The organism is Curtobacterium sp. MCBA15_016 (assembly GCF_001865105.1).
GTDB lineage: Bacteria > Actinomycetota > Actinomycetes > Actinomycetales > Microbacteriaceae > Curtobacterium.
Genome location: NZ_MJGR01000018.1, coordinates 78701 through 101167 on the forward strand (window position 1 = coordinate 78701; position 22467 = coordinate 101167).

At 72.3% G+C, this 22467-nt stretch carries 22 protein-coding genes; 5 read left to right on the top strand and 17 right to left on the bottom strand.

Annotation, left to right across the window (positions count from 1 at the left end):
- Positions 1-372: 372 nt before the first annotated feature.
- Positions 373-1092 carry a TetR/AcrR family transcriptional regulator gene (locus tag BIV03_RS08220; RefSeq protein WP_071295306.1) on the bottom strand — a complete coding sequence of 240 codons (720 nt, stop codon included), beginning with the start codon at positions 1090-1092 and terminating at the stop codon, positions 373-375.
- A 125-nt stretch (positions 1093-1217) separates the two neighbouring features.
- Between BIV03_RS08220 and BIV03_RS08225 the strand changes: the two genes are divergently transcribed.
- A complete protein-coding gene (locus tag BIV03_RS08225) occupies positions 1218-2144 on the top strand; it encodes an NAD-dependent epimerase/dehydratase family protein (protein WP_071295307.1) in 927 nt (308 codons plus the stop codon).
- Positions 2145-2224: 80 nt separating this feature from the next.
- Here BIV03_RS08225 and BIV03_RS08230 read toward each other — a convergent pair whose 3' ends face one another.
- The 3 genes from BIV03_RS08230 to BIV03_RS08240 all read right to left on the bottom strand — a co-directional run bounded on the left by BIV03_RS08230 (position 2225) and on the right by BIV03_RS08240 (position 6167).
- Positions 2225-3541: a fibronectin type III domain-containing protein gene (locus BIV03_RS08230; RefSeq protein WP_071295308.1), complete on the bottom strand. Its 1317-nt coding sequence runs from the start codon at positions 3539-3541 to the stop codon at positions 2225-2227.
- Positions 3542-3731: 190 nt separating this feature from the next.
- Positions 3732-5576 carry a DEAD/DEAH box helicase gene (locus tag BIV03_RS08235; RefSeq protein ID WP_070416850.1) on the bottom strand — a complete coding sequence of 615 codons (1845 nt, stop codon included), beginning with the start codon at positions 5574-5576 and terminating at the stop codon, positions 3732-3734.
- A 114-nt stretch (positions 5577-5690) separates the two neighbouring features.
- Positions 5691-6167, bottom strand: coding sequence for a MarR family winged helix-turn-helix transcriptional regulator (locus tag BIV03_RS08240; RefSeq protein WP_071303102.1), 477 nt, complete (start codon positions 6165-6167; stop codon positions 5691-5693).
- 110 nt (positions 6168-6277) lie between these two features.
- Between BIV03_RS08240 and BIV03_RS08245 the strand changes: the two genes are divergently transcribed.
- Complete coding sequence (locus BIV03_RS08245) at positions 6278-8377, top strand: MDR family MFS transporter (protein WP_175475775.1); 2100 nt, start codon at positions 6278-6280, stop codon at positions 8375-8377.
- A gap of 71 nt (positions 8378-8448) precedes the next feature.
- Positions 8449-9039 carry a TetR/AcrR family transcriptional regulator gene (locus tag BIV03_RS08250; protein ID WP_070416852.1) on the top strand — a complete coding sequence of 197 codons (591 nt, stop codon included), beginning with the start codon at positions 8449-8451 and terminating at the stop codon, positions 9037-9039.
- Positions 9040-9343: 304 nt separating this feature from the next.
- Here the strand turns inward: BIV03_RS08250 and BIV03_RS08255 are convergent, their stop codons facing one another.
- A complete protein-coding gene (locus tag BIV03_RS08255; protein ID WP_071295310.1) occupies positions 9344-10195 on the bottom strand; it encodes an SDR family NAD(P)-dependent oxidoreductase in 852 nt (283 codons plus the stop codon).
- Positions 10196-10283: 88 nt separating this feature from the next.
- Between BIV03_RS08255 and BIV03_RS08260 the strand changes: the two genes are divergently transcribed.
- Positions 10284-10856 (top strand): TetR family transcriptional regulator, encoded by a 573-nt coding sequence (locus BIV03_RS08260; protein WP_254790801.1) that lies wholly within the window; start codon positions 10284-10286, stop codon positions 10854-10856.
- A gap of 72 nt (positions 10857-10928) precedes the next feature.
- Here BIV03_RS08260 and BIV03_RS08265 read toward each other — a convergent pair whose 3' ends face one another.
- From BIV03_RS08265 to BIV03_RS08320, 12 genes are all read right to left on the bottom strand, one after another.
- Positions 10929-11435 carry a flavin reductase family protein gene (locus tag BIV03_RS08265; protein WP_070416856.1) on the bottom strand — a complete coding sequence of 169 codons (507 nt, stop codon included), beginning with the start codon at positions 11433-11435 and terminating at the stop codon, positions 10929-10931.
- Between the two features lie 67 nt (positions 11436-11502).
- On the bottom strand, positions 11503-13224 hold the full coding sequence (locus tag BIV03_RS08270) for an MFS transporter (protein WP_254790803.1): 1722 nt from the start codon (positions 13222-13224) through the stop codon (positions 11503-11505).
- 1 nt (position 13225) lies between these two features.
- Positions 13226-14551 carry an NtaA/DmoA family FMN-dependent monooxygenase gene (locus BIV03_RS08275; protein ID WP_254790809.1) on the bottom strand — a complete coding sequence of 442 codons (1326 nt, stop codon included), beginning with the start codon at positions 14549-14551 and terminating at the stop codon, positions 13226-13228.
- A gap of 5 nt (positions 14552-14556) precedes the next feature.
- On the bottom strand, positions 14557-15264 hold the full coding sequence (locus tag BIV03_RS08280) for a cysteine hydrolase family protein (RefSeq protein ID WP_254790805.1): 708 nt from the start codon (positions 15262-15264) through the stop codon (positions 14557-14559).
- Positions 15261-16325 (bottom strand): LLM class flavin-dependent oxidoreductase, encoded by a 1065-nt coding sequence (locus BIV03_RS08285; RefSeq protein ID WP_071295311.1) that lies wholly within the window; start codon positions 16323-16325, stop codon positions 15261-15263. The genes BIV03_RS08280 and BIV03_RS08285 overlap by 4 nt, the downstream gene beginning before the upstream one ends.
- An 80-nt stretch (positions 16326-16405) precedes the next feature.
- Positions 16406-17563, bottom strand: a complete 1158-nt coding sequence (locus BIV03_RS08290; RefSeq protein ID WP_083403290.1) for an ABC transporter substrate-binding protein — start codon at positions 17561-17563, stop codon at positions 16406-16408.
- A gap of 194 nt (positions 17564-17757) precedes the next feature.
- Complete coding sequence (locus BIV03_RS08295; RefSeq protein ID WP_217637360.1) at positions 17758-18603, bottom strand: ABC transporter permease; 846 nt, start codon at positions 18601-18603, stop codon at positions 17758-17760.
- Between the two features lie 13 nt (positions 18604-18616).
- The gene (locus tag BIV03_RS08300; RefSeq protein WP_071295353.1) at positions 18617-19444 is read right to left on the bottom strand and encodes an ABC transporter ATP-binding protein; all 828 of its coding nucleotides are present in this window, start codon (positions 19442-19444) and stop codon (positions 18617-18619) included.
- Positions 19445-19619: 175 nt separating this feature from the next.
- Complete coding sequence (locus tag BIV03_RS08305) at positions 19620-20033, bottom strand: hypothetical protein (protein WP_070416859.1); 414 nt, start codon at positions 20031-20033, stop codon at positions 19620-19622.
- Positions 20034-20054: 21 nt separating this feature from the next.
- Positions 20055-20477 (bottom strand): hypothetical protein, encoded by a 423-nt coding sequence (locus tag BIV03_RS08310; protein WP_071295312.1) that lies wholly within the window; start codon positions 20475-20477, stop codon positions 20055-20057.
- A complete protein-coding gene (locus tag BIV03_RS08315) occupies positions 20474-21079 on the bottom strand; it encodes a nucleotidyltransferase domain-containing protein (protein WP_071295313.1) in 606 nt (201 codons plus the stop codon). The genes BIV03_RS08310 and BIV03_RS08315 overlap by 4 nt, the downstream gene beginning before the upstream one ends.
- Before the next feature lie 52 nt (positions 21080-21131).
- Complete coding sequence (locus BIV03_RS08320) at positions 21132-21899, bottom strand: SDR family NAD(P)-dependent oxidoreductase (protein WP_071295314.1); 768 nt, start codon at positions 21897-21899, stop codon at positions 21132-21134.
- Between the two features lie 68 nt (positions 21900-21967).
- On the opposite strand from BIV03_RS08320, the gene BIV03_RS08325 reads away from it, so the two are divergent.
- Positions 21968-22467 (top strand): TetR family transcriptional regulator (locus tag BIV03_RS08325; RefSeq protein WP_071295315.1); only part of this gene is annotated, 500 nt, incomplete at its 3' end.

Consider the following 22467-nt stretch of genomic DNA (forward strand, 5'->3'; position numbering starts at 1 on the left):
GGACGGCGACGAGGCGCTTCCGGGGTGTCCCGGTCGTGAGGCGGCGGCGGTCCTGCCGGCTGACGTCGAGCGCGGTCACCGGGTGCCCCCGACGACGGCGTCGCCGAACGTGCTGCGTCGCAAGCGAGCCTCCCTGATCCGTCGGCCCCCGGCCGCGGCGCGCGCCCGAGGGTGGTGGTCCGTCCGGGGAGACTCCAGGTGTGCCGTCCCGAGCGTGGACTCGGTCGTCGGGTACGACCGGGGCCCACGACCTGTCTACCGCAGGAACGGGCCCCTTGTCAGACCGGCACCCCGCTCTGGGGACAACAGGACGCGGCCGACGGACGACGCGACCCGCGACCGACGGACGGCGCGACCCGCAGCGCGACCCCGTCAGTCGAACTCGGCGACGAACCCGAGTCCCTCGGCCAACCGCGCGACGACCTCGTCGAAGTACGCCGCACCGTCCGACACCGAACCGACGAAGTGCCCGAACAACTCGAACGACACCGTGCCGAACACCGTCGTCCAGGCCATCAGCGTGCGGACGAGGACCTCCTCCGGCAACTCCGTGCCGAACGCCCGCAGGGACGCCACCCCATCCGCGACCGCCGCAGCCACGAGCCCCGGACCCGACCCGGCCGGGAGCGGTGCGCGGTACCCCGGGTCCGCCACCGCGTCCGCGACCACCCGCACGATCGTGAGCGTCGTCCGCGACGCCGGGTCCACGGTCGACCGCGGCGCGACGTACCCGGGCACCGGCGAGCCGAACAGGAGCGCGAAGTCCCCCGGGTGCGCGATCGACCACGTCCGGATCGCCCGGCACACCGCGACCCACCGAGCCCCGGGTGCCGGTCCCGCTGCCGCCTCGGCTGCCTCGACCGCGCCGCCGAGCTCGTCGTAGTCGGCGATGAGGAGCGCCGTGAGCAGGTCGTCGCGGCTCGGGAAGTACCGGTAGACGGCAGACGACACCATCCCGACGTCACGGGCGACGGCGCGGAGGCTCAGTTGCGACGGCCCCTCCTCGGTGAGCCGGACACGGGCAGCGGCGAGGATGCCGGCCCGCACGGTCTCGCGTGCGAGGGATCGTGCAGTGGGCGCCTTGTCCGTCATGCCTCCACCATGACACGAGAGAGCACTGCACACAATCGAGAGCACTGCTCTTGCAATTCGGCGACCGCTCGTGCATGCTGAGAACCGAGAGCGGTGCTCTCGCAAACAGACGAAAGCAGGAAGCCATGTCGCAGCACCACGTCGTCATCGGTGCCGGTCCGGTGGGCCGTCACGTCGCCGCACTCCTCGCGGAACGGGGCGAGCGGGTCACCGTCGCCACCCGATCCGGCCGGGACACGGGTGTCTCCGGCGTCGAGCACCTCGCCCTGGACGCGTCGGACGCGGACACGCTCACCCGGGCGACCGAGGGGGCCGCTGCCCTCTACAACTGTGCCAACCCCGGCAACTACACGCAGTGGGAGCAGACCTGGCCGCCGCTCGCGACCGCGCTGCTCACCGCCGCCGAGCGGACCGGCGCGGTGTACGCCATCACCGGGAACCTCTACCCCTACGGCCCCGTCGACGGACCGATGCGCGAGAGCCTGCCGGACGCCGCGACGGACCACAAGGGCATCCTGCGGGCACGGCTCTGGGCCGATGCACGCACGGCGCACGAGGCGGGACGGCTGCGTGCCGTCGAGGTCCGCGCCTCGGACTACGTCGGCGCCGGCATCGGCGAGAACGGGCACATCACCCGCGTCCTGCCGGCAGCGCTGCAGGGGAAGGCGGTGTCGATGATCGGCCGGACCGACCTGCCGCACACCTTCACGGACGTGCTCGACGTCGCCCGGATGCTCGTCGCGGCCGCGGCGGACGAGAGCGCCCACGGACGCACCTGGATGGTGCCGAGCAACGCGCCGCGGTCGCAGGTGCAGGCCCTCACCGAGGTGCTGGCCGCGGCGGGGAAGCCCCCTGTGACCGTCCGGCGTCTCCCTGCCGGCATGCTCCGCGCGATGGGGCTGGTCTCACCGATGATGCGCGAGATCGCCGAGATGAGCTACCAGTGGACGGCCCCGTACGTGGTCGACGACTCGGCGGCCCGAGCCCACTTCGGCATCGAGCCGACCCCGTGGGACGAGGTGTGCCGACGGACCGTCGAGGGCGTCGCCTGAACCGGCTGCGCACCGCATGACGGGAGGCGCGGTGCGAGCCCGCACCGCGCCTCCAGTCAGTCACCTGGTCGGGTCCGACCTCAGATCACCAGCAACCGCGAGAACTGTCCGGCGGACAGCCGCTGCGCCACGCCGCCTGCGGCGTCCAGCCGCCAGAGGCCGGTCGTCGGGCCGGCGCTCACGTCGAAGAACAGGTCGCCCGCCTCGTCCGCCGCACCGATCCAGACGCCACGGCCCTGGGCGGTCACGCCGCTCGTGGTGTGCTCGGTGGTCGTCCCGTCGGCCGTCCGCGAGGACAGCGAGGTGATGGTCTTGTCGGCGGTGCAGCCGCCGGGGCTGCCCTCGCTCGGAGCGGCGCACCACCCGGCGGACTTGGCGGACACCAGCGCCCGCCCGTTCGTCGCCGCGTAGGTGAAGCCGATCCGGGACTCGGCCGACACGAGCTCGCTCGAGCCCTTCGCCAGCAGGACCCAGCCGCTCGCGCCGGAGGCGCCGGTCGAGAGGTAGTTGACGTAGAGGTTCCCGCCGCCGTCCGCGATGACCGCCGCGAAGATCCGGTAGCCGGTCTCGGGGATCGACCGGGTGGTCCGGACGCCCGTCGGCGACACGGAGACGACCTTCGTCGCGGCGCCCTGGGTCCCGAAGGTCACGGCCGAGACCGTGCCGTCGCGTCCGACTGCCCAGCCGGAGCCGGCCGAGGGGATGATCGCCGTCGGCGCCGCCCCGGACACCGGGAGCTTCGTGATCGCACCGGAGACCGAGTCGACCCAGTACAGGTTGCCGGCGACGTCCGAGCGGAGGTCCGCCGTGAGGTGCAGGCCGGTCGCCACGGTCCGGGCAGCGGCGCCGCCGGCCGGGTACATCACGATCGAGGTGCGGTCCGCCGAGGGCACGAACACGTCGCCCACGTCGTCCGCCGTGAAGCCGGCGGCGTTCGGCGCGATCGTGGTCGGGGCGGACGTGCCGGAGGTCGGGAACCGCACGACCGAGCCCGCGCCGTCGAGGGCGAACAGGGACTGCACGGTCTGGACCGACCCGGGCGCGGTGTACCGCACCGAGACGGCCTTGCCCGCGCCGCGGGTCCCGACCGCACGGACCGAGAACGTGTACGCGGTGCTCGCGGTGAGGTTGCCGAACCGGTCGGACCGCGCGCTGGCCGGGAGCCGGTCGACGCCGGCGTCCGGCTGCTGCTGCGCGGGCGAGACGGTGACGCGCCAGCTGGTGACCTTCGCGCCGGACTTCGGGAGTCCCCAGGTCACGGTCGCGCTGTCCGCGGCTCCGGTGACGCGGACGGAGGTCGGTGCGCCGGGCACCGACGAGGGTGCGGCCGTCGCCGGCGCGGCTCCCCCGATGACGAGCGCCACCGCGGCTGCGGCGGTCAGTACGGCTCTGAACACGTGCGTTCCCCTGTTCGTCCCGTGGTCCATGCGCCACGGCTACGGACATCAGAGCACCGGTCGGACCTCGCGGACCCGTCGGCGCCGGGATCGTGCGGGCCGTGCAGGCCCTCATGCGTCATCCCGCAACCCGGAACGACGGGAGGCGCGGTGCCAGCTGGCACCGCGCCTCCCGTCAGAACAACGCGCGTCAGTGACGCGGCTTGCGCTCCGCACGGTCGTCGCGGTCGTACCGGCGCGGCCCGCGGTCGTCACGGTCCCGACCACCGGCACGCGGCCCACGGTCGTCGCGGTCGTACCGGCGCGCCCCGCCACCGCCACCACCACGGCGGTCCGGCTTGATCTCGATGAGCTTCCCGCTGATCCGGGTGTCCGTCAGCCGGTCGAGCACCCCGGCGTCCATGTCGGCGGGCAGCTCGACGATCGAGAAGTCCGGGCGGATCTGGATCGCCCCGAAGTCGTCACGGCGCAGGCCACCCTCGTTCGCGAGGGCCCCGACGATCTGGCGCGGCTCGACACGGTGCCGACGCCCGACCTCGATGCGGTAGGCGGTCATCGGCTGCGAGCGGCGCGGGCCACGGTCGGCCCGGTCGCCACGGGCACCGCGGTCGTCGTCACGGTCACGACGGTCGCTGCTCCGGCCGTCGCGGTCGACGCGGTTCCGCAGCTCGTCGGCCTTCGGGTCGAGCAGCAGCGGGTCCTCGCCCTGCGCGACGACGGCCAGCGCGGCGGCGACGTCGTCGGCCGGGACGTCGTGGTGCTCGACGTAGTGGGCGATGATGTCGCGGAACGCGGTGATGCGGTCCTGCTGCTCGAGCGCCGCGGTGATCGCGTCGTCGAAGCGGGTGAGGCGCGTCTCGTTGACGTCCTCGATCGTCGGCAGCTGCATCTGCGTGAGCGGCTGCTTGGTGTGCCGCTCGATCGCGGACAGCAGGCGTCGCTCGCGCGGGGTGACGAAGCTGATCGAGTCACCCGAGCGGCCGGCGCGACCCGTGCGGCCGATGCGGTGCACGTAGGACTCGATGTCGACGGGGATGTCGTAGTTCACGACGTGCGTGATGCGGTCGACGTCGAGGCCGCGGGCGGCTACGTCGGTGGCGACGAGGATGTCGAGCTTTCCGGACTTCAGCTGGTTCACCGTGCGCTCGCGCTGGGCCTGGGCGACGTCACCGCTGATGGCCGCTGCGGCGTACCCGCGGGCGCGGAGCTTCTCGGCGAGGGTCTCGGTCTCGCTCTTCGTGCGGACGAAGATGATCATGCCCTCGAAGTCCTCGACCTCGAGGATGCGGGTGAGCGCGTCGACCTTCTGCGGGTACGACACCATGAGGTACCGCTGCGTGATGTTCGCCGCGGTCTTCGTCTTCGTCTTGACCGTGATCTCGGCCGGGTCGGTGAGGTACTGCTGCGAGATGCGGCGGATCTGGGCCGGCATCGTCGCGGAGAACAGCGCGACCTGCTTGTCGTCCGGGGTCTCGGCGAGGATCGTCTCGACGTCCTCGGCGAAGCCCATCTTGAGCATCTCGTCGGCCTCGTCGAGCACGAGGTACTTCAGCTCGGACAGGTCGAGCGTGCCCTTGGCGATGTGGTCCATGATGCGACCGGGCGTGCCGACGACGACGTCCACGCCGCGGCGCAGGGCGGACAGCTGCACGCCGTACGCCTGGCCGCCGTAGACGGGCAGGACGTGCACGTGCTTCATGTGGGAGGCGAACTGCTCGAACGCCTCGCACACCTGCAGGGCGAGCTCGCGGGTCGGCGACAGCACGAGCGCCTGCGGCACCTTGCTGCCCGCCTCCATGCGGGACAGGATCGGCAGCGCGAACGCCGCGGTCTTGCCGGTTCCGGTCTGCGCGAGGCCGACGACGTCGCGCCCCTCGAGCAAGGTCGGGATCGTGGCCTCCTGGATGGCGGAGGGGGTCTCGTAACCGATGTCCTTCACGGCCTTGAGCACAGCATCGCTCAGGCCGAGGTCGGCGAAGGTCACCACTGGCCCGTCGTCGAGGGTCTCAGTGGTGGTGGCGGTGTCCGTGCTCATGCGGAAACGGTATCTCGAATACGGCGCGAGCAGTGACGAACGGGAGGATCGGGGCGGGCCCGCACCGCGCCTCCCGTCCGCCTCCTGGTCGCGTCACGGGCGCGTGCCGCGTGGTCAGGACGCGTCGCGCCGGTCCGTGGCGCCGATCCCGAGGACCGCGTCGGCGCGGTCGTTGAGCCGGGCGAGGAGCCCCGCGAGGGTGTGCAGCTCCCCCGTGGCGAACGCCCCCGTGAGGTCGTCGAAGACCTCGGCGCCGGCGACGTCGAGCGTGTCGAGCAGCGTCCGGCCGGCCGGGGCGATCGAGACGAGGCTGGCGCGTCCGTCGGCCGGATCCGGGGCGGTGCCGAGGTACCCGGACTCGACGAGCGACGCCACGCGGCGGCTGATCACCGGGCGCGACAACCCCGTGGCGTCCGCGATCGCCATCGACCGGACGGCCCCGAAGTGGTCGACCGCCCGCAGGATCACGCGCGCCGTGGGGTCCAGTCCCCCGCGCGACTCGATGAGCGACGACCGCAGGGTCTGCCGGACCCACAGCCGGTCGAGCTGCGCGCGCAGCAGTCGCTCGGCGTCGTCCCGGTCCTCGGTCATGCCGGACAGCGTAGCGGCCACATTTAGTTGCTTGTCGGAAGCAATGGATGTATCGTTGCGCGGTCTGCAAACTTTCACAGCAGGAAACACAGCACGAAGCAAGGAGCTCGATGACCGCCACCGCACCCGTCCCGGTGCAGCACGGCCGACGCGCAGCCGGGGTCCCCACGGACTCCGCCGCACCCGGCCAGCAGCCGCTGATGACCCACCGCCAGATCCTCCTCGTGATCTACGGGCTGATGGCGGGCATGTTCCTGTCCTCGCTCGGCCAGACGGTGTTCGGCACGGCGATCCGGACGATCGGTGACGACCTGCACGGGCTCGACCAGCAGGCCTGGGTGACGACCGCGTACCTCATCACCTCGACCATCGCGACGCCGATCTACGGCAAGCTCTCCGACATCTTCGGGCGCCGGCCGCTCTACATCTTCGGCATCGTGGTGTTCATCCTCGGCGCCGTGCTCTCATCGATGTCGACCTCGATGCTCATGCTCGCCGGCTTCCGCGCCGTGCAGGGCATCGGTGCCGGTGCGCTGATGTCGCTGCCGCTCGCGATCATGGGCGACATCCTCGCTCCGCGCGAACGTGCCAAGTACCAGGGCTACTTCCTCGCCGTGTTCGGCATCTCGTCCGTGATCGGCCCGCTCATCGGCGGCCTGCTCGCCGGTTCCTCCGAGATCCTGTGGATCACCGGCTGGCGCTGGGTGCTCCTCATCAACGTGCCGATCGGCATCGCGGCCCTCGTCATGGTGCTCGTCTTCCTGCACCTGCCGAAGGTGCACGGTGGTGACACCGCGAAGCCGAAGGTCGACTGGTGGGGCGCGACCGCCGTCATCGTCACGCTCGTCCCGCTCCTGCTCGTGGCCGAACAGGGCCGCACCTGGGGCTGGGGCTCGGCCGCCGCGATCGCCTGCTACGTCATCGGCGTCGTCGGCCTCGTCGCGCTGCTGCTCATCGAGTCGAAGATGGGCGACGCCGCGATCATCCCGCTGAAGCTCTTCCGCTCCGGCACGTTCTCGATGGCGACCGTCATCGGGTTCCTGGTCGGCTTCGCGATGTTCGGCGCCATGCTGACCATCCCGCTCTACCTGCAGATCGTCGTCGGCCTGACCCCGACCGAGTCCGGCTTCGCGACGCTCCCCCTCGTCGGTGGGCTCATGATCGCGTCGATCACGAGCGGCCAGATCGTCGCCCGGGTCGGCCGCTACCGGATCTTCCCGGTGATCGGCACTGCGCTGGTGTCCTCCGGCTACGTCGTCCTGACGTTCATGAGCATCGACAAGCCGCTCTGGTTCCTGATGATCGGCATGTTCCTCATCGGGCTCGGGCTCGGGTCGGTCATGCAGTCGCTGACCCTCGCGTCGCAGGGCTCGGTCGAGGCCCGGGACATGGGCGTCGCCACCTCGTCCGCCACGTTCTTCCGCCAGATCGGTGGCACGCTCGGCACGGCCGTGCTGCTGTCGATCCTGTTCTCGGTGATGCCGTCGAACATCCTGCACGCGACCGCGAACCAGAAGGACCTCGGCGCAGCCCTCGACGCGGCGACGAACCCGACCGTGGCCACCGCGCCCGCGAACCGGGGCGTGATGGACGAGATCTGGACCCCGATCGTCACCCCGCTCGAGCAGAACGTGCAGGCCTCGCTCGACGACGTCACCGCCCAGGTGCAGCAGTCGACCGCGAGCGCCCCCGCCGCCGTGCAGGCCCAGGCCCTCGCCGCGGCCGCCGACCAGGCCCACGCCTCGGTGCAGGACGGCAAGCTCGTCGTCGACTGGTCCGACTCAGCGCAGCGGTCCTACTGGGTGGGCGAGCTCACCCCGGCCGTGGCGAAGCAGGTCTCCGACGGCAGCGGCTCCGGGTCGAGCACCATGAGCACGAACGACACCTCGTTCCTGACCGGTGCGGACAGCCGGCTCACCCGGCCGTTCATGGCGGGCTTCAACGCCTCGTCCGTGACGATCTACTGGGTCGGTCTCGGCGTGATCCTGCTCGCCTTCGTCCTCACCTGGTTCTTCCGGGTGCCGCCGCTCCGTCAGCGTTCGGCGCTGCAGGAGCGTGCGGACGCCGCGGGTGCGCAGCGCGCCGACGACGACCGGCTCTCGGCGGAGGACGAGCTCGAGACGGCCGCCGGCCTGGCCGCCGCCGAGGCGGGCTCCTTCACCGGCCCGATGACCGGATCCACCCCGACGCAGCCCGCGCAGCGCCGGTGACCGACCGGGGCGCCCGTCCGCTGTCCCCCTTCGTGGACGGGCGTCCCACCCCACCAGCACCAGGAGCCACCGTGACCACCACCCCCGCGACGACGACGGCGACGGAGCCGTGCTCGCTGCGTGAACGGAAGAAGCAGCAGACCCGCTCGGCGCTGCACGACGCCGCACTGACGCTCGTCTCGGCGCACGGCCTCGACGGGGTGACCGTGGAGCAGATCTGCGCCGACGCCGACGTCTCCCCCCGGACCTTCTTCAACTACTTCTCCTCGAAGGCGCACGCCGCGCTCGGGCTCGACACGGTCGAGGTCCCGCCGGCCGCCGCGACCTGGTTCGCCACCGCCGAGGGGCGCTTCATCGACGACCTGTGCGGCCTCGTCGCCGCCACCGTGCCCCTCTCGCAGGACCGGCGTCGGATGAAGGAGCTGCTCGTGCTCCGCCCGGAGATGGCCCCGATGGTCATGCAGTGGATGGCCGAGTCCCGGCAGTCCCTGCTCGCCACGGTCGGCACGCGGACCGACGAGCAGACCGCCCGCACCGCGGTGGCCCTCGTCATGTCCGCGCTGTCCGAGGTGGCGCACCGCGAGACCGTCGGCGGGCCGGACGAGCTCGCGGTCCGACTGCGCGCCGTGGTCGGCGAGATGGGCGCGCTCGCGTCCGCCTGACCGGACGTCTGCCTGCGTGGACCCGCAGGCCGTTTCGGCATCCCGCAGGAGTCCTCCCACCGGGCGCGGAGGCTGCCTACGCTCCTCGCACCGGCCGCACCCGACGGCCGGTGCCCTCGCCCCGCGGCGCGCAACGGCGCGTGTCGCGGGGCGACCACGCAGGGTGTGTTCTTGCGCTCACCGACAGTTCACGCGCGCACCGGCCCGTGGACTGTCGCCCAGCGCGTGGAGACGGTACCGCTTGTCGGACGGGAGGGACGGCGCAGGCTCGCACCGCGCCTCCCGTCCGACAGGTGGTCGCGTCTCAGGCGCGTGCCAGCGGGTCCAGCTGCTCCGGCGTCGCGTCGGCCGCCTGCGTCGACCGGCTGAGCGCCTCGTGCCGCTCGTCCTCGGCCAGGAGCGCGCGGCCGGCGGCCGTCCCGTGCTCGAACGCGTCCGGGCCGACGAGCAGGCGGAGCGGCGGCTCGTCCATCGCCACGACCTGCAGGACGAGCTCGGCGACCAGGTCCGGGTCGCTCGCACCGATGCTCGTGCCCCCGTGCATCCGTGCGGACGTCCCGACGGTCGCCTCGTACTCCGGCCGGACCGGCGCGACCGTCATGGACGACCCCGCCCAGTCGGTGCGCATCCCGCCGGGCTCGAGGACGGTGACACGGATGCCGAGGGCGCCGACCTCCTTCGCGAGCACCGAGGAGAACCCGCCGACGGCCCACTTCGCGGTCTGGTACGCGCCGAGCCCCGGCGTCGACATGCGCCCGCCGACGGACGAGACCTGCACGATGTGCCCGGAGCCCTGCTCGCGCATGACGTGCACGGCCTCCTGGCTGAGGGTCACCACGCCGAACAGGTTCGTCTCGACCTGGGCGCGGAAGTCGGCGGGGTCGACGTCCTCGATGCTGGCGAGGTTCGCGTACCCGGCGTTGTTCACGAGCACGTCGAGCCGGCCGAAGCGCTCGACCGCGGTGCGGACCGCTGCACGGGCGGCGTCGGGGTCGGTGACGTCGAGCGCGACCGGGACGAGCTCCGCGCTGGTGAGGTCGTCGAGGGCGTGGAGGTCCCGGACCCCGGCGACCACCTGGTGACCGGCGGCGAGGGCTGCGGTGACGATCGAGCGGCCGAGGCCCCGCGAGGCACCGGTGACGAGGAAGACGGACATGGTGTTCCTAACTGACTGGTTGGTTGACGACATTCATGGAACACCTCCTCCGCTCGCTTGTCAACCGTCCGGTTGATAACCTGGACGGATGCCGATGCCCCGCGACGCCGACGCCACCCGCGCCCGACTCCTCGTCGCCGCCCGCGACGAGTTCGCCGCGGTCGGGATCGCCGGCGCGCGCGTGGACCGGATCGCCGCAGCCGCCGCGAGCAACAAGGCGCAGATCTACCACTACTTCGGCAGCAAGGACGGCCTGTTCGACGCGGTCTTCGACGCGATGGTCGCTGAGACGCTCGACGAGGTCACGATCGACGCCGACGACCTGCCCGAGTACGCCGGACGCCTGCACGACTCCTACGCGCACCGACCCTGGGTGCAGCGCCTGGCGACCTGGTACCGGCTCGAGCGGGGCGACACCTCGCACCCGATCGACGCCGTCGTGCGGAGCAACGCCGCCAAGCTCCGGGCGATCGAGGACGCACAGCGGGACGGGCGGCTGCCGACGACGTTCTCGGCGGCGGAGCTGCTCGGGATCGTGATCCACACCGCTGCGCTGTGGAGCGGTGCGACGCCGGAGTACGCCCGGCTGACCGACGAGGTGGGGGCGGCGCGGCGGCGGGAGGTCGTCGTGGCGACGGTGGCGGCGGTCGTGCGGGGCTGAGCGGGTCCTTCGGCGCTCAGCCGTCCGTCGCGGCGACGGCATCGCATGGCCTCCGCGGTGGAGCCGACGTGACTACGGCTGCGCGTCGACGGCGACCCTCGAGCGCGCCGGCCGGTGCCAGACGAGCGCCGACCGTGCAGCATCCCGCGCGACCCGGAGGACACGGAGCACCACGATGTCGTGGTCGCCCGCGCGGTGGACACCCTCGACCGAGCACTCGAACCACGAGTGGGCACCGTCGAGGAAGACCGCACCGGACCCGGCGGTGGCGTACTCGATGCCGTGCAGGCGCCGCGCACGGTCCCGGGACGCCAACTGCGCCGTGTGCGGCCCGTGTCCGTCGCCGAGCACCGAGATGCCGAGCGTCGGCGCTGCTGCGAGGTCGGGCCACGTCGTGGACGAGTGCTGCACGGCGATCGTCGCCAACGGCGGGTCGTAGGAGACGCCGACGGTGAAGGACGTCGCCACCATGACCACGGGGGAACCGTCGACGCACGCGGCGATCGCGGCCACGACGGAGGGCACCTCGGCGATGGCCTCACGGATGTCGAGCGGGTCCTCGATGAAGTGGTCGTGCACGGGGTCCTCCTCGGGGAACGAGCGGTCGGGGACGAGTGGTCGGGGACGAACGGTCAGGGACGAACGGTCAGGAGCGGGCGAGCACCGCACGGGCCCGACGCTCGTCGGACCGCATCGCGGCGACGAGCGCGTCCGGCCCGCGGAACGTGCGCTGGCGTCGGATGCGCCGGCCGACGGTGAGCTCGACGACCGAGCCGTACAGGTCGCCGTCGAAGTCGAGCACGTGGATCTCGACCGTGCGCGGTCGATCGGGGAAGGTGCTGTTGCTGCCGATCGACACGAGGGCCTGCCGTGGCGGAGCGCCGACGGGAGCCGCGAGCCATCCGACGTAGACCCCGTCGACGGGGACGGGAGCAGCAGACTCGTCCTCGGGCCGCAGGTTCGCGGTGGGGAACCCCAGGTCGTGCCCGACCCCGGCACCGTGGACGATCACGCCGGTCAGGACGACCGGGGCCCCCGGACGGCCGGACAGCGCACGCGCGGCGATCAGGGCACCGCAGGCCACGAGCGCGAGCGCACCGAGCGCGACCGCGTCACCCGCGGTGGCGAGCAGCACGGCCGTCGCGGTGCTGCCGAGCACGGCGCCGAGCTGCTTCACGGTGTTGAAGACGCTCGATGCCGCCCCCACCGTCGCGGGACCCGCACCGAGGACCGCGGCGAGGGAGAACGGCGACCAGACGAACGCGTTCGCGATCCCGAACCCGGTGAAGGCCGCGGCGATCGTCCAGAGGGGCGCCGCGGCACCGACGAGCACCGCGGTCAGTGCCACCGACACGACGAGCAGGACGGCACCGACCGTCGCGGTCGCCCGGGGCCCGGCGGTGTTCGTCATGCGGCCCACGAACGGCGCCGAGGCGAGGCACGCGACCCCCATCGGCACGAGCACGAGGGCCGCCGATCCCGCACTCAGCCCGCGGGTCTGCTGCAGGTCGAGCATGAGCGGGATCGGGGCGGACCCGACGCAGAACGACGCGGCCGTGGCGCCCCACGACCCGGTCACGAAACCGCGGTCGCGGAAGAGGGCGAGCGGCACGAGGGCGCGGTCGCCGGCACGCCGCTGCCGGACGAGGACCGCTGCCACCACCGCGGCGCCGAGCAGGACCGCACCGCCACGGGCGACCGGGTCGGCGAGCAGCCCGGTGTCCGTGCCCTGCACGCCGACGACCACGCCGAGGACCCCGACGGTCACGCCGACGACGGCGAACAGGGGCAACGGGACCGCGATGCGCCGGGAGACGGGCACGAAGCGGAGGACCGCGATCGCCGTGACGATCCCGACGGTCACGTTCACGAGGAACACCGACGGCCACCCCCACGCCTCGACGAGCAGCCCGCCGACGATCGGCCCGGCGACCGTCGCCGCCCCGCCGCCGGCGCTCCAGACGGCGAGCGCGACGGCGAGCCTCGGCGGTTCGAACAGCGACCGGATCACGGTCAGGCACTGCGGGGTGAGCAGCGCCGCGCCGAGGCCCTGGACCGCACGCCAGCCGACGAGGGCGCCGATCCCGGGCGCGGCCGCGCACCCGACCGAGGCGATCGTGAAGACCGCGAGCCCGACGAGGTACACGCGCCGGTGTCCGAACCGGTCGCCGAGCCGGCCCGCCACGAGCAGCGGGACGGCGAACGCGAAGAGGTAGGCGCTGTTCACCCACACCGACGTCGACGCGTCGGCACCGAGGTCACGCCCGAGGTCGGGCAGGGCGACGGACACGATCGTGCTGTCGAGCAGCAGCATGAAGAAGCCGAGGCAGAGCCCGCCGAGCGCGAGCCACCGACGGGCCGGGGTCACCTCACACCGCCAGGTTCTCGCGGAGCGTGGCCCCCGGGTACCGCGGCGCGAGGGCCCCGCGGCAGCGGAGCTCCGGCACGAGCAGTTCGCTGAGGTCGGCGAACCCGGACGGCATCCCGAGCGGGCTGGACAGCATGTAGCCGCCCCGCCCACCGGTCGCGGCGAAGTTCTCCTGGAGGGCGTCGGCCACCCCCGCGGCGTCGCCGACGAGCATGTGGTCGAGGCCGGTCGCGGCGCGCCACCCGTGCTCGAAGAAGTCGTCTCGGTCCATCGTGTGGTCCTCCCCGAACTCGGCGACCAGGCTGCCGACGAGTCCGGCCGGGCTCGCCTGGGCGGCGACGATCTCGTCGCGCAGGTCCCCGAGCCGGAAGGAGGCCGGCAGCGTCGAGAAGTCGTACCCGGCGTTGTGCGAGATGAAGGTCCCGACGGCCTCGCGGTTCCAGAACGACAGGAGCGTGTCCCGTCGGGCCTGGGCTTCGGCGAGCGTCGCGCCGACGATCACCTGGGTCGCCCAGAGGATCCCGACCGCGGCGGGGTCCCGTCCGGCGTCCGTCAGTGCCGCGTCGAGGGCGTTCCGGTGCCGGAGCTGCCCGGCGACGCTCGCCCCGAACCCGAACACGAGGTCGGCGAACGACGCGCTCGCGGCGATGCCCCGCGGCGAGTTGCCGGCCTGCACGACGACCGGGTGGCGCTGCGGACTCGGGACGCTGGCGAGCGGCCCCCGCACCTTGAAGAACCGGCCGTCGTGGTCGATGGGGTGCACGCGCGACGGGTCGGCGAAGCGCCCGGTCGCCCGGTCGCGGACGATCGCGTCCGGCGCCACGGAGTCCCAGAGCGCACGGCAGACGCCGATGAACTCCTCCATCCGCTCGTACCGGAGGTCGTGGTCGATCAGGTGGTCGGAGCCGTAGTTCGCGGCGTCCGCACCCCGCGAGGACGCGACGACGTTGAACGCCATCCGGCCGCCCGTGACGTGGTCGAGCGAGTTGAGCAGCCGTGCGGTGGAGAACGGGTGCGTGAAGGTCGACGAGTAGGTGAGTCCGAACCCGATGTGCTCGGTCACCGTCGACATCGCCGCGATGACCGGCGACATGTCCTGCCGGGGCCACTGGATCCCCCACTCGACCGCCGGGTCGATGCTGCCGCGCCACGTGCTCGGGACGCCGGAGCCGTCGCCGAAGAACAGCATGTCGACGCCGGCGCGCTCGGCCGTCCGGGCCACCTCCATGTACATGCGGACGTCGGGGAAGTCCTGGCCGACCCAGCTGCCGGGGGCGGCCCAGCGCCCTTCGGTGTGGGTGAAGGACAGGTCGTAGGCGATGTGCATGCCGCTCACGGGGCACCCACCGGCGATGCCGCCCACGCCTGCCACAGCGCGGTGGTCTCGGCAGCGTCCGTGACGACCCCGACGTTGAGCTCGATCATCGTGAGCGCGGCGTCGTGCACGTCGATGTCGTACGCGGCGGTGGCGTCCGACGGGACCACGACGGGCCAGCCGAGCTGCATCGCGTCCTGCGCCGTCGCGAAGACGCAGCACTCGGACGTGAGTCCCACGACGGTCAGCCAGCCGATCCCTGCGGTGGTGAGCCGCGCCTCCAGGTCCGTGCCGAGGAACCCGCTGTAGCCGCGCTTGACGACGCGGGTCTCACCGGGCGCCGGCGCCGTGCGGTACCACTCGGCGCCGGCGGTGCCGATGCGGCAGGGCTCGTCCTCCGGCATCGGTCCGTCGAGCGCACCGCCGCGCAGCCACGTGCTGCTGTGCCACGGGGCGGACGGGTCGCTGCCGAGCTCGACCCAGACGACGGGGACGCCGGTGGCTCGCGCCTCGTCCACGAGGGCGCCGATCCGGACGATCGCGGCGTCCACCGCGGCGAACGCACGGTCGTCGAGCCCGTAGCCGGCGATGCGCGCGGGTTCACCGAAGTCGCGCTGCACGTCGACGACGACGAGCGCCGGCGTCCGGCCACCAGCACCGGACGACGAGGGGCCGTCCAGCAACCGGGCGAGTCGCGGGTCGAGCCCGCCGCTGCCGCCGGTCACCGGACGACCGCCGCGTCGTGCTGGCGGAGTGCCGGCAGGACGGTCTCGCCGAAGCGCACCATGTCCTGGTCGTACTCGGGGAAGATCAGCATGAGGCCGTCGAGCTCGCCCCGGTCGACGATGTACTCGATGTGCTCCGTGACGGTCTCGGCGGAACCGGCGACGTACGCGGTCTGGAACGCGTCCTCACCCGCAGCACCGTCCGCCCACGCACGGGCCTGCTCAGCGGGGACGCCCCACGACGCCCGCATCGAGGCCAGTGCCTCGCGGTCGACGCCGGCACCCCACTCGCGCACCTTCCGCTGCGCGGCCTCGTCGGTCTCGTCCTGCACGACGGTGAGCATCGAGTAGGTCCGGCACACCCGACCCTCGTCGGCCGCGCGGTCGTGGACGTCGCGGGACAGGTCGCGCATCTCGTCGAGGCTGTCCGCCGCGAGGAACGCACCGTCGGCGTACTTCGCCTGGAACGCGCGAGCGGCCTCGGACTTGCCGGCGCTGATGATCGTCGGCCTGCTGGCCGGGTGCGGGCGGGACTCGCAGGCGTCGAGGTCGAAGTACGGCGTGTGCATCGTGACGCTGTCCTCGGTCCAGAGGCGGGTGACCGCTTCGGTCCAGAGCTCGGTCATCCGGTAGCGGTCGGCGTGGCTGAGGCCGGCGTCCCAGATCCCGAACTGCTCGAACTCGGCCGCGTAGGCCCCGTTGACGATGTTCATGCCCGCCCGACCCCCGGAGAGGTCCTGCAGCGTCGTGTACATCTTCGCCGCGACCGCCGGGTTGTGGACGTTCGCGTGCATGGTCGCCCAGATCTTCACGCGCTCGGTCGCCTCGGCGATCCCGGCCATCATCGTCATCGACTCGAGGGAGCGCCCCCAGTGGTCGGTGCTCCCGCCGAAGCCGCGCCACTTCGCCATCGACATCACGAAGTCGAGGCCGATCGCTTCGGCGTGCAGGGCTGCGCGCTTGTTCCAGGCGTAGGTCGCCTCGGGGTGGGGGGCGGTGTCGGAGAGCATCCATCCGCCGTTGCCGATCGGGAGGAAGATCCCGTACTCCTTCGCGGGCATGGTGCGCCGCCTCTCTGGTCGTTGCTCGGTGCGTGTCACGTCGTGCCGGGTGGGTCGCGCGTCCGCGCGACCCACCGTGGTCACGGCGCGGGCCAGACGGTCTCGCCGTCCTTCGTGATCGCGTCGATGTACTCGTTCGTGAACCAGCTCTTCGCGTCGTCCGCGGTCACCGAGCTCTTCACGATGTCGAACTGGTGCAGCATGTCGACGAGCTTCGACACGTTCTCGGGGTCGATGCCGCCGAGCGGCTGGCCCGGCGTCGGGTTGTCCGCGATGACCTTCGTCTCGGTCGTCCAGATCTTCGCGTTCTGCGCCTCGTCGTAGGTCGCGCCGGAGAGCTTCGCGGCGTACCCGACGCACTGCTTCGTCTTCGCGGCGCTCGACGAGCAGAAGTCGTAGGCGTGCAGGGCGGCGCGCAGGACGTCCTCGACGGCGGTCGGGTGGGCCTTCGCGAACGCGGGGTTCACGGCCATCGCGCCGATCGACGAGGGGATCCCGTAGTCGACGGGCTGCCACACGGTGACGTCGTCGCCGGCGGCCTTGAGCAGGTTCGGCTCGTTCGACACGAAGCCGGTGAGCGCCTCGAGACCGTTCTGCTTGCGCGGCAGGACCGAGGGGTCGTAGCCCTCCTTCACGAGGGTGAGCGAGTCCCAGTCCACCCCGGCCTTCTCCATCATCGCCCGGACGGAGGCGGGGACGTAGCCCTTGTGGCCGACGACCTTCCCGTCGAGCTGCGGGAGCTTCGTGATGTCCTTGTTCGTCATCAGGATGTCGAGCCCGGCGTTCGAGTACGACGAGATGCCGGTGATGTCGATGCCGTTCGCCCGGGCCTGGATGAGGTCCTGCTCCGCGACGGCCGACACGGTCGCCTGGCCGCTCGCGAGGAGCTTGGTGTTCTGCGCGGTGTCGCCCGACCCGGGCTTGAGGGTGACGTCGAGGCAGAGGTCCGTGAAGTAGCCCAGTTCGTCGGCCGCGATGTACTCGAGGATCGACGCCGAGGACTGGTACTGGTAGCCGGACAGGTAGGTGATGGGGCCGGCGGCCTTGTTCTCCTTGCACCGTTCGGCCGAGATGGCGCTGCCCTCGGACGAGCCGGTGCCCGCGCTCGAGCCGGTGCTGCAACCGGTGAGGGCGAGGGCCACGGCGGCGGTGGCGGCGAGGGCCGCGAGCGCGGCCGTGGTGCGGTGCGGGCGGGTGCGGTGCGGGTGGGTGCGGTGCGGGTGGGTGCGGTGCTGCATGGTCACTCCTGTGGGAAGGGATGGGTGGTGCAGGGCGGGGGCAGGGAGGGGGTGCGGGTCGAGTGGGTCGGGCGCCGGGTGTGGGCCTGGAGGCGCGGCTGGCGTCGCGTGGGCAGGCTCGCGCCGGCGTGTGGTGCCGCGGGACCGCGGGGCGGCGGGGCGGCGGGTGGCGGGGCGTCGGGCGGCGGTCGCCGTCAGTCGTTCGCGGTGCGGTGCCAGCGGAGGACCCGCCGCTCGACGAGCGAGATGAGTCCGAGCAGGACCACGCCCATCACCGCGAGGATCGCGATCGCGGCGTACACCACGGCGAGCTGGTTCATCGACGACGCCGTGCTGATCACCGTGCCGAGCCCGCCCGTCGACCCGGAGGCGGAGAGTTCCGCCACGACCGCACCGATGATCGACAGCGGGAACACGATGCGGAGCGCCGCGAAGACGAACGGCAGCGCGTTCGGGATGCGCAGGTGCACGAGCATCTCCAGGCGGGACGCGTCGATCGTCCGGTACACCTGCAGCACGGGCTGCGGGACGGACCGGAGCCCGGCCGCGGTGTTGATGAGGATCGGGAAGAAGCAGATGAGCGCAGTGATCACGAGCTTCGGCAGCGGGCCGAACCCGAACGCCACCACCAGGGCCGGGGCGATCGCGACGAGCGGCGTCACGTTGAGGACGATCGCGATCGGCATCACCGCGCGGCGGACGATCGGCAGCTCGCTCGTCAGCACGGCGAGGACGAACGCGGCCACGAACCCGATGCCGAGGCCGACGAGCGACTCGACGAGGGTGATCCCGGCGTTCTGCAGGTAGTAGGGCAGCTGCGTGGCGAGGGTCTCCCCCACCGCGGGCAGCGGCGGCAGCAGGTACGGCATCGTCGTCGCGCCGATCTGCCAGAGCACGGCGAGGACGGCGAGCATCACGACGAGGGGCGCCCAGACCGTCGGGCGGATCCAACCGGGGAGCGGCCGACGGGTCGTTGCGGCCTCGGACTCAGCGGTGGTGGTCGTGGCGGAGGCGGTGGAGGTCGTGCTGGTGGTGGTCATCGTGTCGTCTCCCTCAGGCCGCGTCCGTCGCACGCCACGCGCTGTGCAACCGCGTGCGGACGAGGTCCTCGTACTCGTGGAAGCGCCGTTCCTCGAACAGACGCTGGTTCCGCGGTCGCGGCAGGTCGATGTCGATGACGTCGACGATGCGCCCGGGACGCGGTGCCATCACGACCACGGTGTCCGACATCCGGACCGCCTCGGACACCGAGTGCGTGACGAAGAGCACCGTCGTCCGCAGCTCGTCCCAGAGGTCGAGCAGCTGGTCCTGCAGGGCCTCGCGGGTGAACTCGTCGAGGGCCGAGAACGGCTCGTCCATGAGCAGCACGTCGGGGCGCAGGCCGAACGCCCGGACGATCGCCGCACGCTGCTGCATGCCACCGGAGAGCTGGGCGGGCAGCTTGTCCTCCGCCTCGCCGAGCCCGGCCATCCGGAGCAGCTGTCGCATGTCCGGGCCGCTGTCCGCACCGCGCTCCGCGAGGTCCTCGATGGCGGCGCGCCGACGCCCGGCACCGGGGTTGACCCGGCCGGCGAGGGAGACGTTCTGCAGCACGGTGAGCCAGGGCAGCAGCGCCGGCGTCTGGGGCACGAGGCCGATGAGCTTCGCCGCGCACGCCTGCGCCGGGGTGACGCCGTGGACCTGCACGTCGCCGCGGTCGGCGGGCTCGAGGCCGGCGACGAGCCGCAGCAGCGTCGACTTCCCGCAGCCGCTCGGGCCGATGAGCGACACGAACTTCCCGGGCTCGATCGTCAGCTCGACGTCGTCGAGGGCCACCATGGCGTTCGGACCGCTGCCGTACACCTTGCGCACCGCGTCCACCCGGACCGCTGCTGTGGTCATCCGTTCCTCCATACCGTCGGCGAGCACGCAGGCTCGGTCTCGTATGGCGGAGAGCGTGCGTCGCGAGCTCGGGTTCGTCTGCGACGCGGAAATCCGCTGCTGGTGATGAGGTTAGGACGCTCGTGTTACGGAGTCTGGCCACATGTGTTGCGAACGTGTGAACGACTGCACGGGGTCAGCGCTGCGAGGGCGCCGCCGTCCGCCCGTCCCAGACGAGCACCTCGATCCCGAGGTCCTCGGCGGCCACCGAGACCCACCCGGCGAGCGCCCGCGCAGCCGGTTCGGCGACCACGAGGACGGCCCGCTCGGCCCCGGGGACGGACTGCCGCAGCCACAGCAGCTTGAACAGGTCGGCCATCACCTTGTTGCGCCAGGCCGGCTTGTAGGCACCCTGGTTCGCCACGAGTTGCACGACCACGCGGTCGTCGGCGTCGATGCCCTCGACCTCGACCCGGGCACGGTCGAGCACGACGGTGCGGGGACGGAGGACGAGCCCGAGTGCGGTCCCGGTGTCGTCGAGCATCCGCCGCTCGACGGAGTCGGGGGCGAACCGGCCCCAGTCGGAGCGGGCGTCGGGGACCTCGGTCATGTCGGCAGTGTAGGCGGCCGCTCAGTCCGAGCGCGCCGCCGACTCCAGTGCCTCGGCCGCCGCCCCCGCGCGCACGATGTCCGTGTCACTCACGGACTTCGCGTTGTACTCGGCCTTGTTCTTCACGGCGAGGAGTACCTCGAGGTGCTTCGCGACCGCCTGCCCGGCCGGCGCTCGGAGCACCGGAACGGCCTCGTCGTGGGCACCGGTCCGCGAGTACCTGCCGGTCCTCGCGACGCAGATCGCGTCCGCCGCGGCGATCCCGCTCAGCACGCACTGCACGACGAAGGCGTTCGCGAACGGCGACGTCGAGGTGAGCACCCCCGACTCTCCCCCGAGCTCGCGCAGCGTGTCGGCAGCGTCGAGGAACTCGGTGGCCTTCGCGAGTCGGCCCCGGCGGAACGACTCGTCGCCCTGCGCGGTGGTGCCGGTACGCGGTGTCACCCGGCCAGCGTACGGAGCTTCCGGGACAGCCAACGACCATCACCTGCGATGGGAACACCGTCCCTGGCGACGGACGCGAGGAGCGGATCCGCAGCGTCGATCTCGCTCTCGTCGAAGACCACGGGACGCACGACGTTCCCGGTCCACCCCTGCGCGCGTTCGCACAGCGCGTGGACGGCGTCCTCCGCCTCGGGACGACGCCCGGCGATGACGACGAAGCAGAGGTCGAGGTCACTGTCCGGCCGCATCTCACCCCGGGCACCGGAGCCGAACACGGCCGCGTACCGGAGTGGGAGGCCGTCGCACCCGACGGTGAGCCGCTCGAGGAGCTCGCGCCGCATGTCCGCCAGCGCTCGGACCGCACCAGCGGCGAGGTGGTCGGGGTTCAGCGCGAACGCCTTCGTCCGTCCGGTCCGGAACCCGTTGACGATGCCCTGTTCCGTCAGCCGGTCGGCACTGTTCCGCACGCCGGCGTACGAGCGATCGGGCACGAGCCGACTGATGTCCGCGATCGTCATCGGTCCGGCCGCTCGGGAGAGCACCATCAGCACGTCACCGTCGACCGCAGTGGTCACGGAGGCGAACGGGCGCTGGAGCTGCATAGTGGTAGAAAACTACCGCAATCGGTAGTTTTCTACCACTCCACCGCCCCGCTCAGACCACCGACCACCCGCCGTCGCTCGGCAGCACCGCGCCGTTCACGTTGGCCGAGTCGTCGCTGAGCAACCACGTGATCGCCGCCGCGAGCTGCTCGGGCTGCGCCACCGGCGGGATCGTCGTCTGCATGATCGGCCCCACCCGCCCGGCCGCGTACTCGCTGCGCATCGGCGCCTCGATGTTCGTCGCCACCGCACCGGGCGCGACGGCGTTGGCGCGGATGCCCTGCGGCCCGTGGAAGAACGCGACGCTCTTGGTGAACCCGGCGATCGCGTGCTTCGACGCCGTGTACGCAGCACCCGCGGCCGACGCCCGGAGCGCCGCCTCGGACGCCACGTTCACGACCGCACCGCGTCCGGCGGCGATCATCAGCGGCAGGATCGCTCGGGTGAGCCGCATCGGCCCGGTGACGTTCACGCTGAAGACGCGGTCCCAGGTGGCGTCGTCGACCTCGCTCGGCGGGAGGAACGCGTCCATGATGCCGGCGACGTTCGCGAGCCCGTCGACCCGGTCGCCCGCGGCGGCGAGGAGCGCGTCGATCGTCTCCGGCGCGGCGACGTCGCCGATGACGGTCTCGACGTCGAGGCCGGCGGCGTCGACGAGTTCGGCGCGCAGCACATCGAGCCGTTCGGCGACGACGTCGGTGGCGATCACCCGTCCGCCCTCGTTCGCGATGCGCGTCGCCGTGGCGCGTCCGATGCCGGAACCCGCTCCGGTGACGATGATGGTCCTGCCGGTGAACCGTCCGGCGGTGGTGTCGGTCATGTCGTCTCCTCACTGAGAGGCGCTCGCTGCGCCACCACAGTTGTAGCACTCAGTGCCGAAAGGAATCCATGAGCTCGACGAGCGACCGGCCGACCGGACGCCCGCGGACGATCGACCCCGCCGCGGTGTCGCTCGTGGCCCTGCGGCTCTTCGACGAGCAGGGCTTCGACGCCGTCTCGATGGACGACGTCGCGACGGCCGCCGGGGTCAGCCGCCGCTCGTTGTTCCGGCTCTTCCCGAGCAAGGCGTCGCTCGTGTGGGGCGGCCTCGACGAGTTCGCGGTGCGCTTCACCGACGAGCTCCGCCTCCGGCCGGCGTCCGAGTCCGCGTGGGTCGCACTCCGCGCCGCGTACCGGGTCGGTGCCACGTTCCCGGACGACACGATCGAGATCACCCGCCACCGCCTGCGGGTCATCCGCGCGAACCCCTCCCTCGAGCGCGGTGGGGAGGCCGCGTCCACGGCCCTCACCGGGGTGATCGAGCGGTTCGTGGCCGAGCGGGACGGCGGATCGGTCGACGACCTCGCGACGCGGGTCCGCGCACACGCCCTCGCGGCGGCGGCGAGCAC

Excerpts from the sequence above, each read along its gene's own strand:
- BIV03_RS08320 (WP_071295314.1), bottom strand. The coding sequence starts at position 21,899 with ATGACCGACACCACCGCCGGACGGTTCACCGGCAGGACCATCATCGTC.
- BIV03_RS08275 (WP_254790809.1), bottom strand. The coding sequence starts at position 14,551 with ATGCACATCGCCTACGACCTGTCCTTCACCCACACCGAAGGGCGCTGG.
- BIV03_RS08225 (WP_071295307.1), top strand. The coding sequence starts at position 1,218 with ATGTCGCAGCACCACGTCGTCATCGGTGCCGGTCCGGTGGGCCGTCAC.
- BIV03_RS08260 (WP_254790801.1), top strand. The coding sequence starts at position 10,284 with ATGCCGATGCCCCGCGACGCCGACGCCACCCGCGCCCGACTCCTCGTC.
- BIV03_RS08290 (WP_083403290.1), bottom strand. The coding sequence starts at position 17,563 with ATGCAGCACCGCACCCACCCGCACCGCACCCACCCGCACCGCACCCGC.
- BIV03_RS08285 (WP_071295311.1), bottom strand. The coding sequence starts at position 16,325 with ATGCCCGCGAAGGAGTACGGGATCTTCCTCCCGATCGGCAACGGCGGA.
- BIV03_RS08300 (WP_071295353.1), bottom strand. The coding sequence starts at position 19,444 with ATGACCACAGCAGCGGTCCGGGTGGACGCGGTGCGCAAGGTGTACGGC.
- BIV03_RS08240 (WP_071303102.1), bottom strand. The coding sequence starts at position 6,167 with ATGACCGAGGACCGGGACGACGCCGAGCGACTGCTGCGCGCGCAGCTC.
- BIV03_RS08255 (WP_071295310.1), bottom strand. The coding sequence starts at position 10,195 with ATGTCCGTCTTCCTCGTCACCGGTGCCTCGCGGGGCCTCGGCCGCTCG.
- BIV03_RS08245 (WP_175475775.1), top strand. The coding sequence starts at position 6,278 with ATGACCGCCACCGCACCCGTCCCGGTGCAGCACGGCCGACGCGCAGCC.
- BIV03_RS08305 (WP_070416859.1), bottom strand. The coding sequence starts at position 20,033 with ATGACCGAGGTCCCCGACGCCCGCTCCGACTGGGGCCGGTTCGCCCCC.
- BIV03_RS08235 (WP_070416850.1), bottom strand. The coding sequence starts at position 5,576 with ATGAGCACGGACACCGCCACCACCACTGAGACCCTCGACGACGGGCCA.
- BIV03_RS08315 (WP_071295313.1), bottom strand. The coding sequence starts at position 21,079 with ATGCAGCTCCAGCGCCCGTTCGCCTCCGTGACCACTGCGGTCGACGGT.
- BIV03_RS08295 (WP_217637360.1), bottom strand. The coding sequence starts at position 18,603 with ATGACCACCACCAGCACGACCTCCACCGCCTCCGCCACGACCACCACC.
- BIV03_RS08220 (WP_071295306.1), bottom strand. The coding sequence starts at position 1,092 with ATGACGGACAAGGCGCCCACTGCACGATCCCTCGCACGCGAGACCGTG.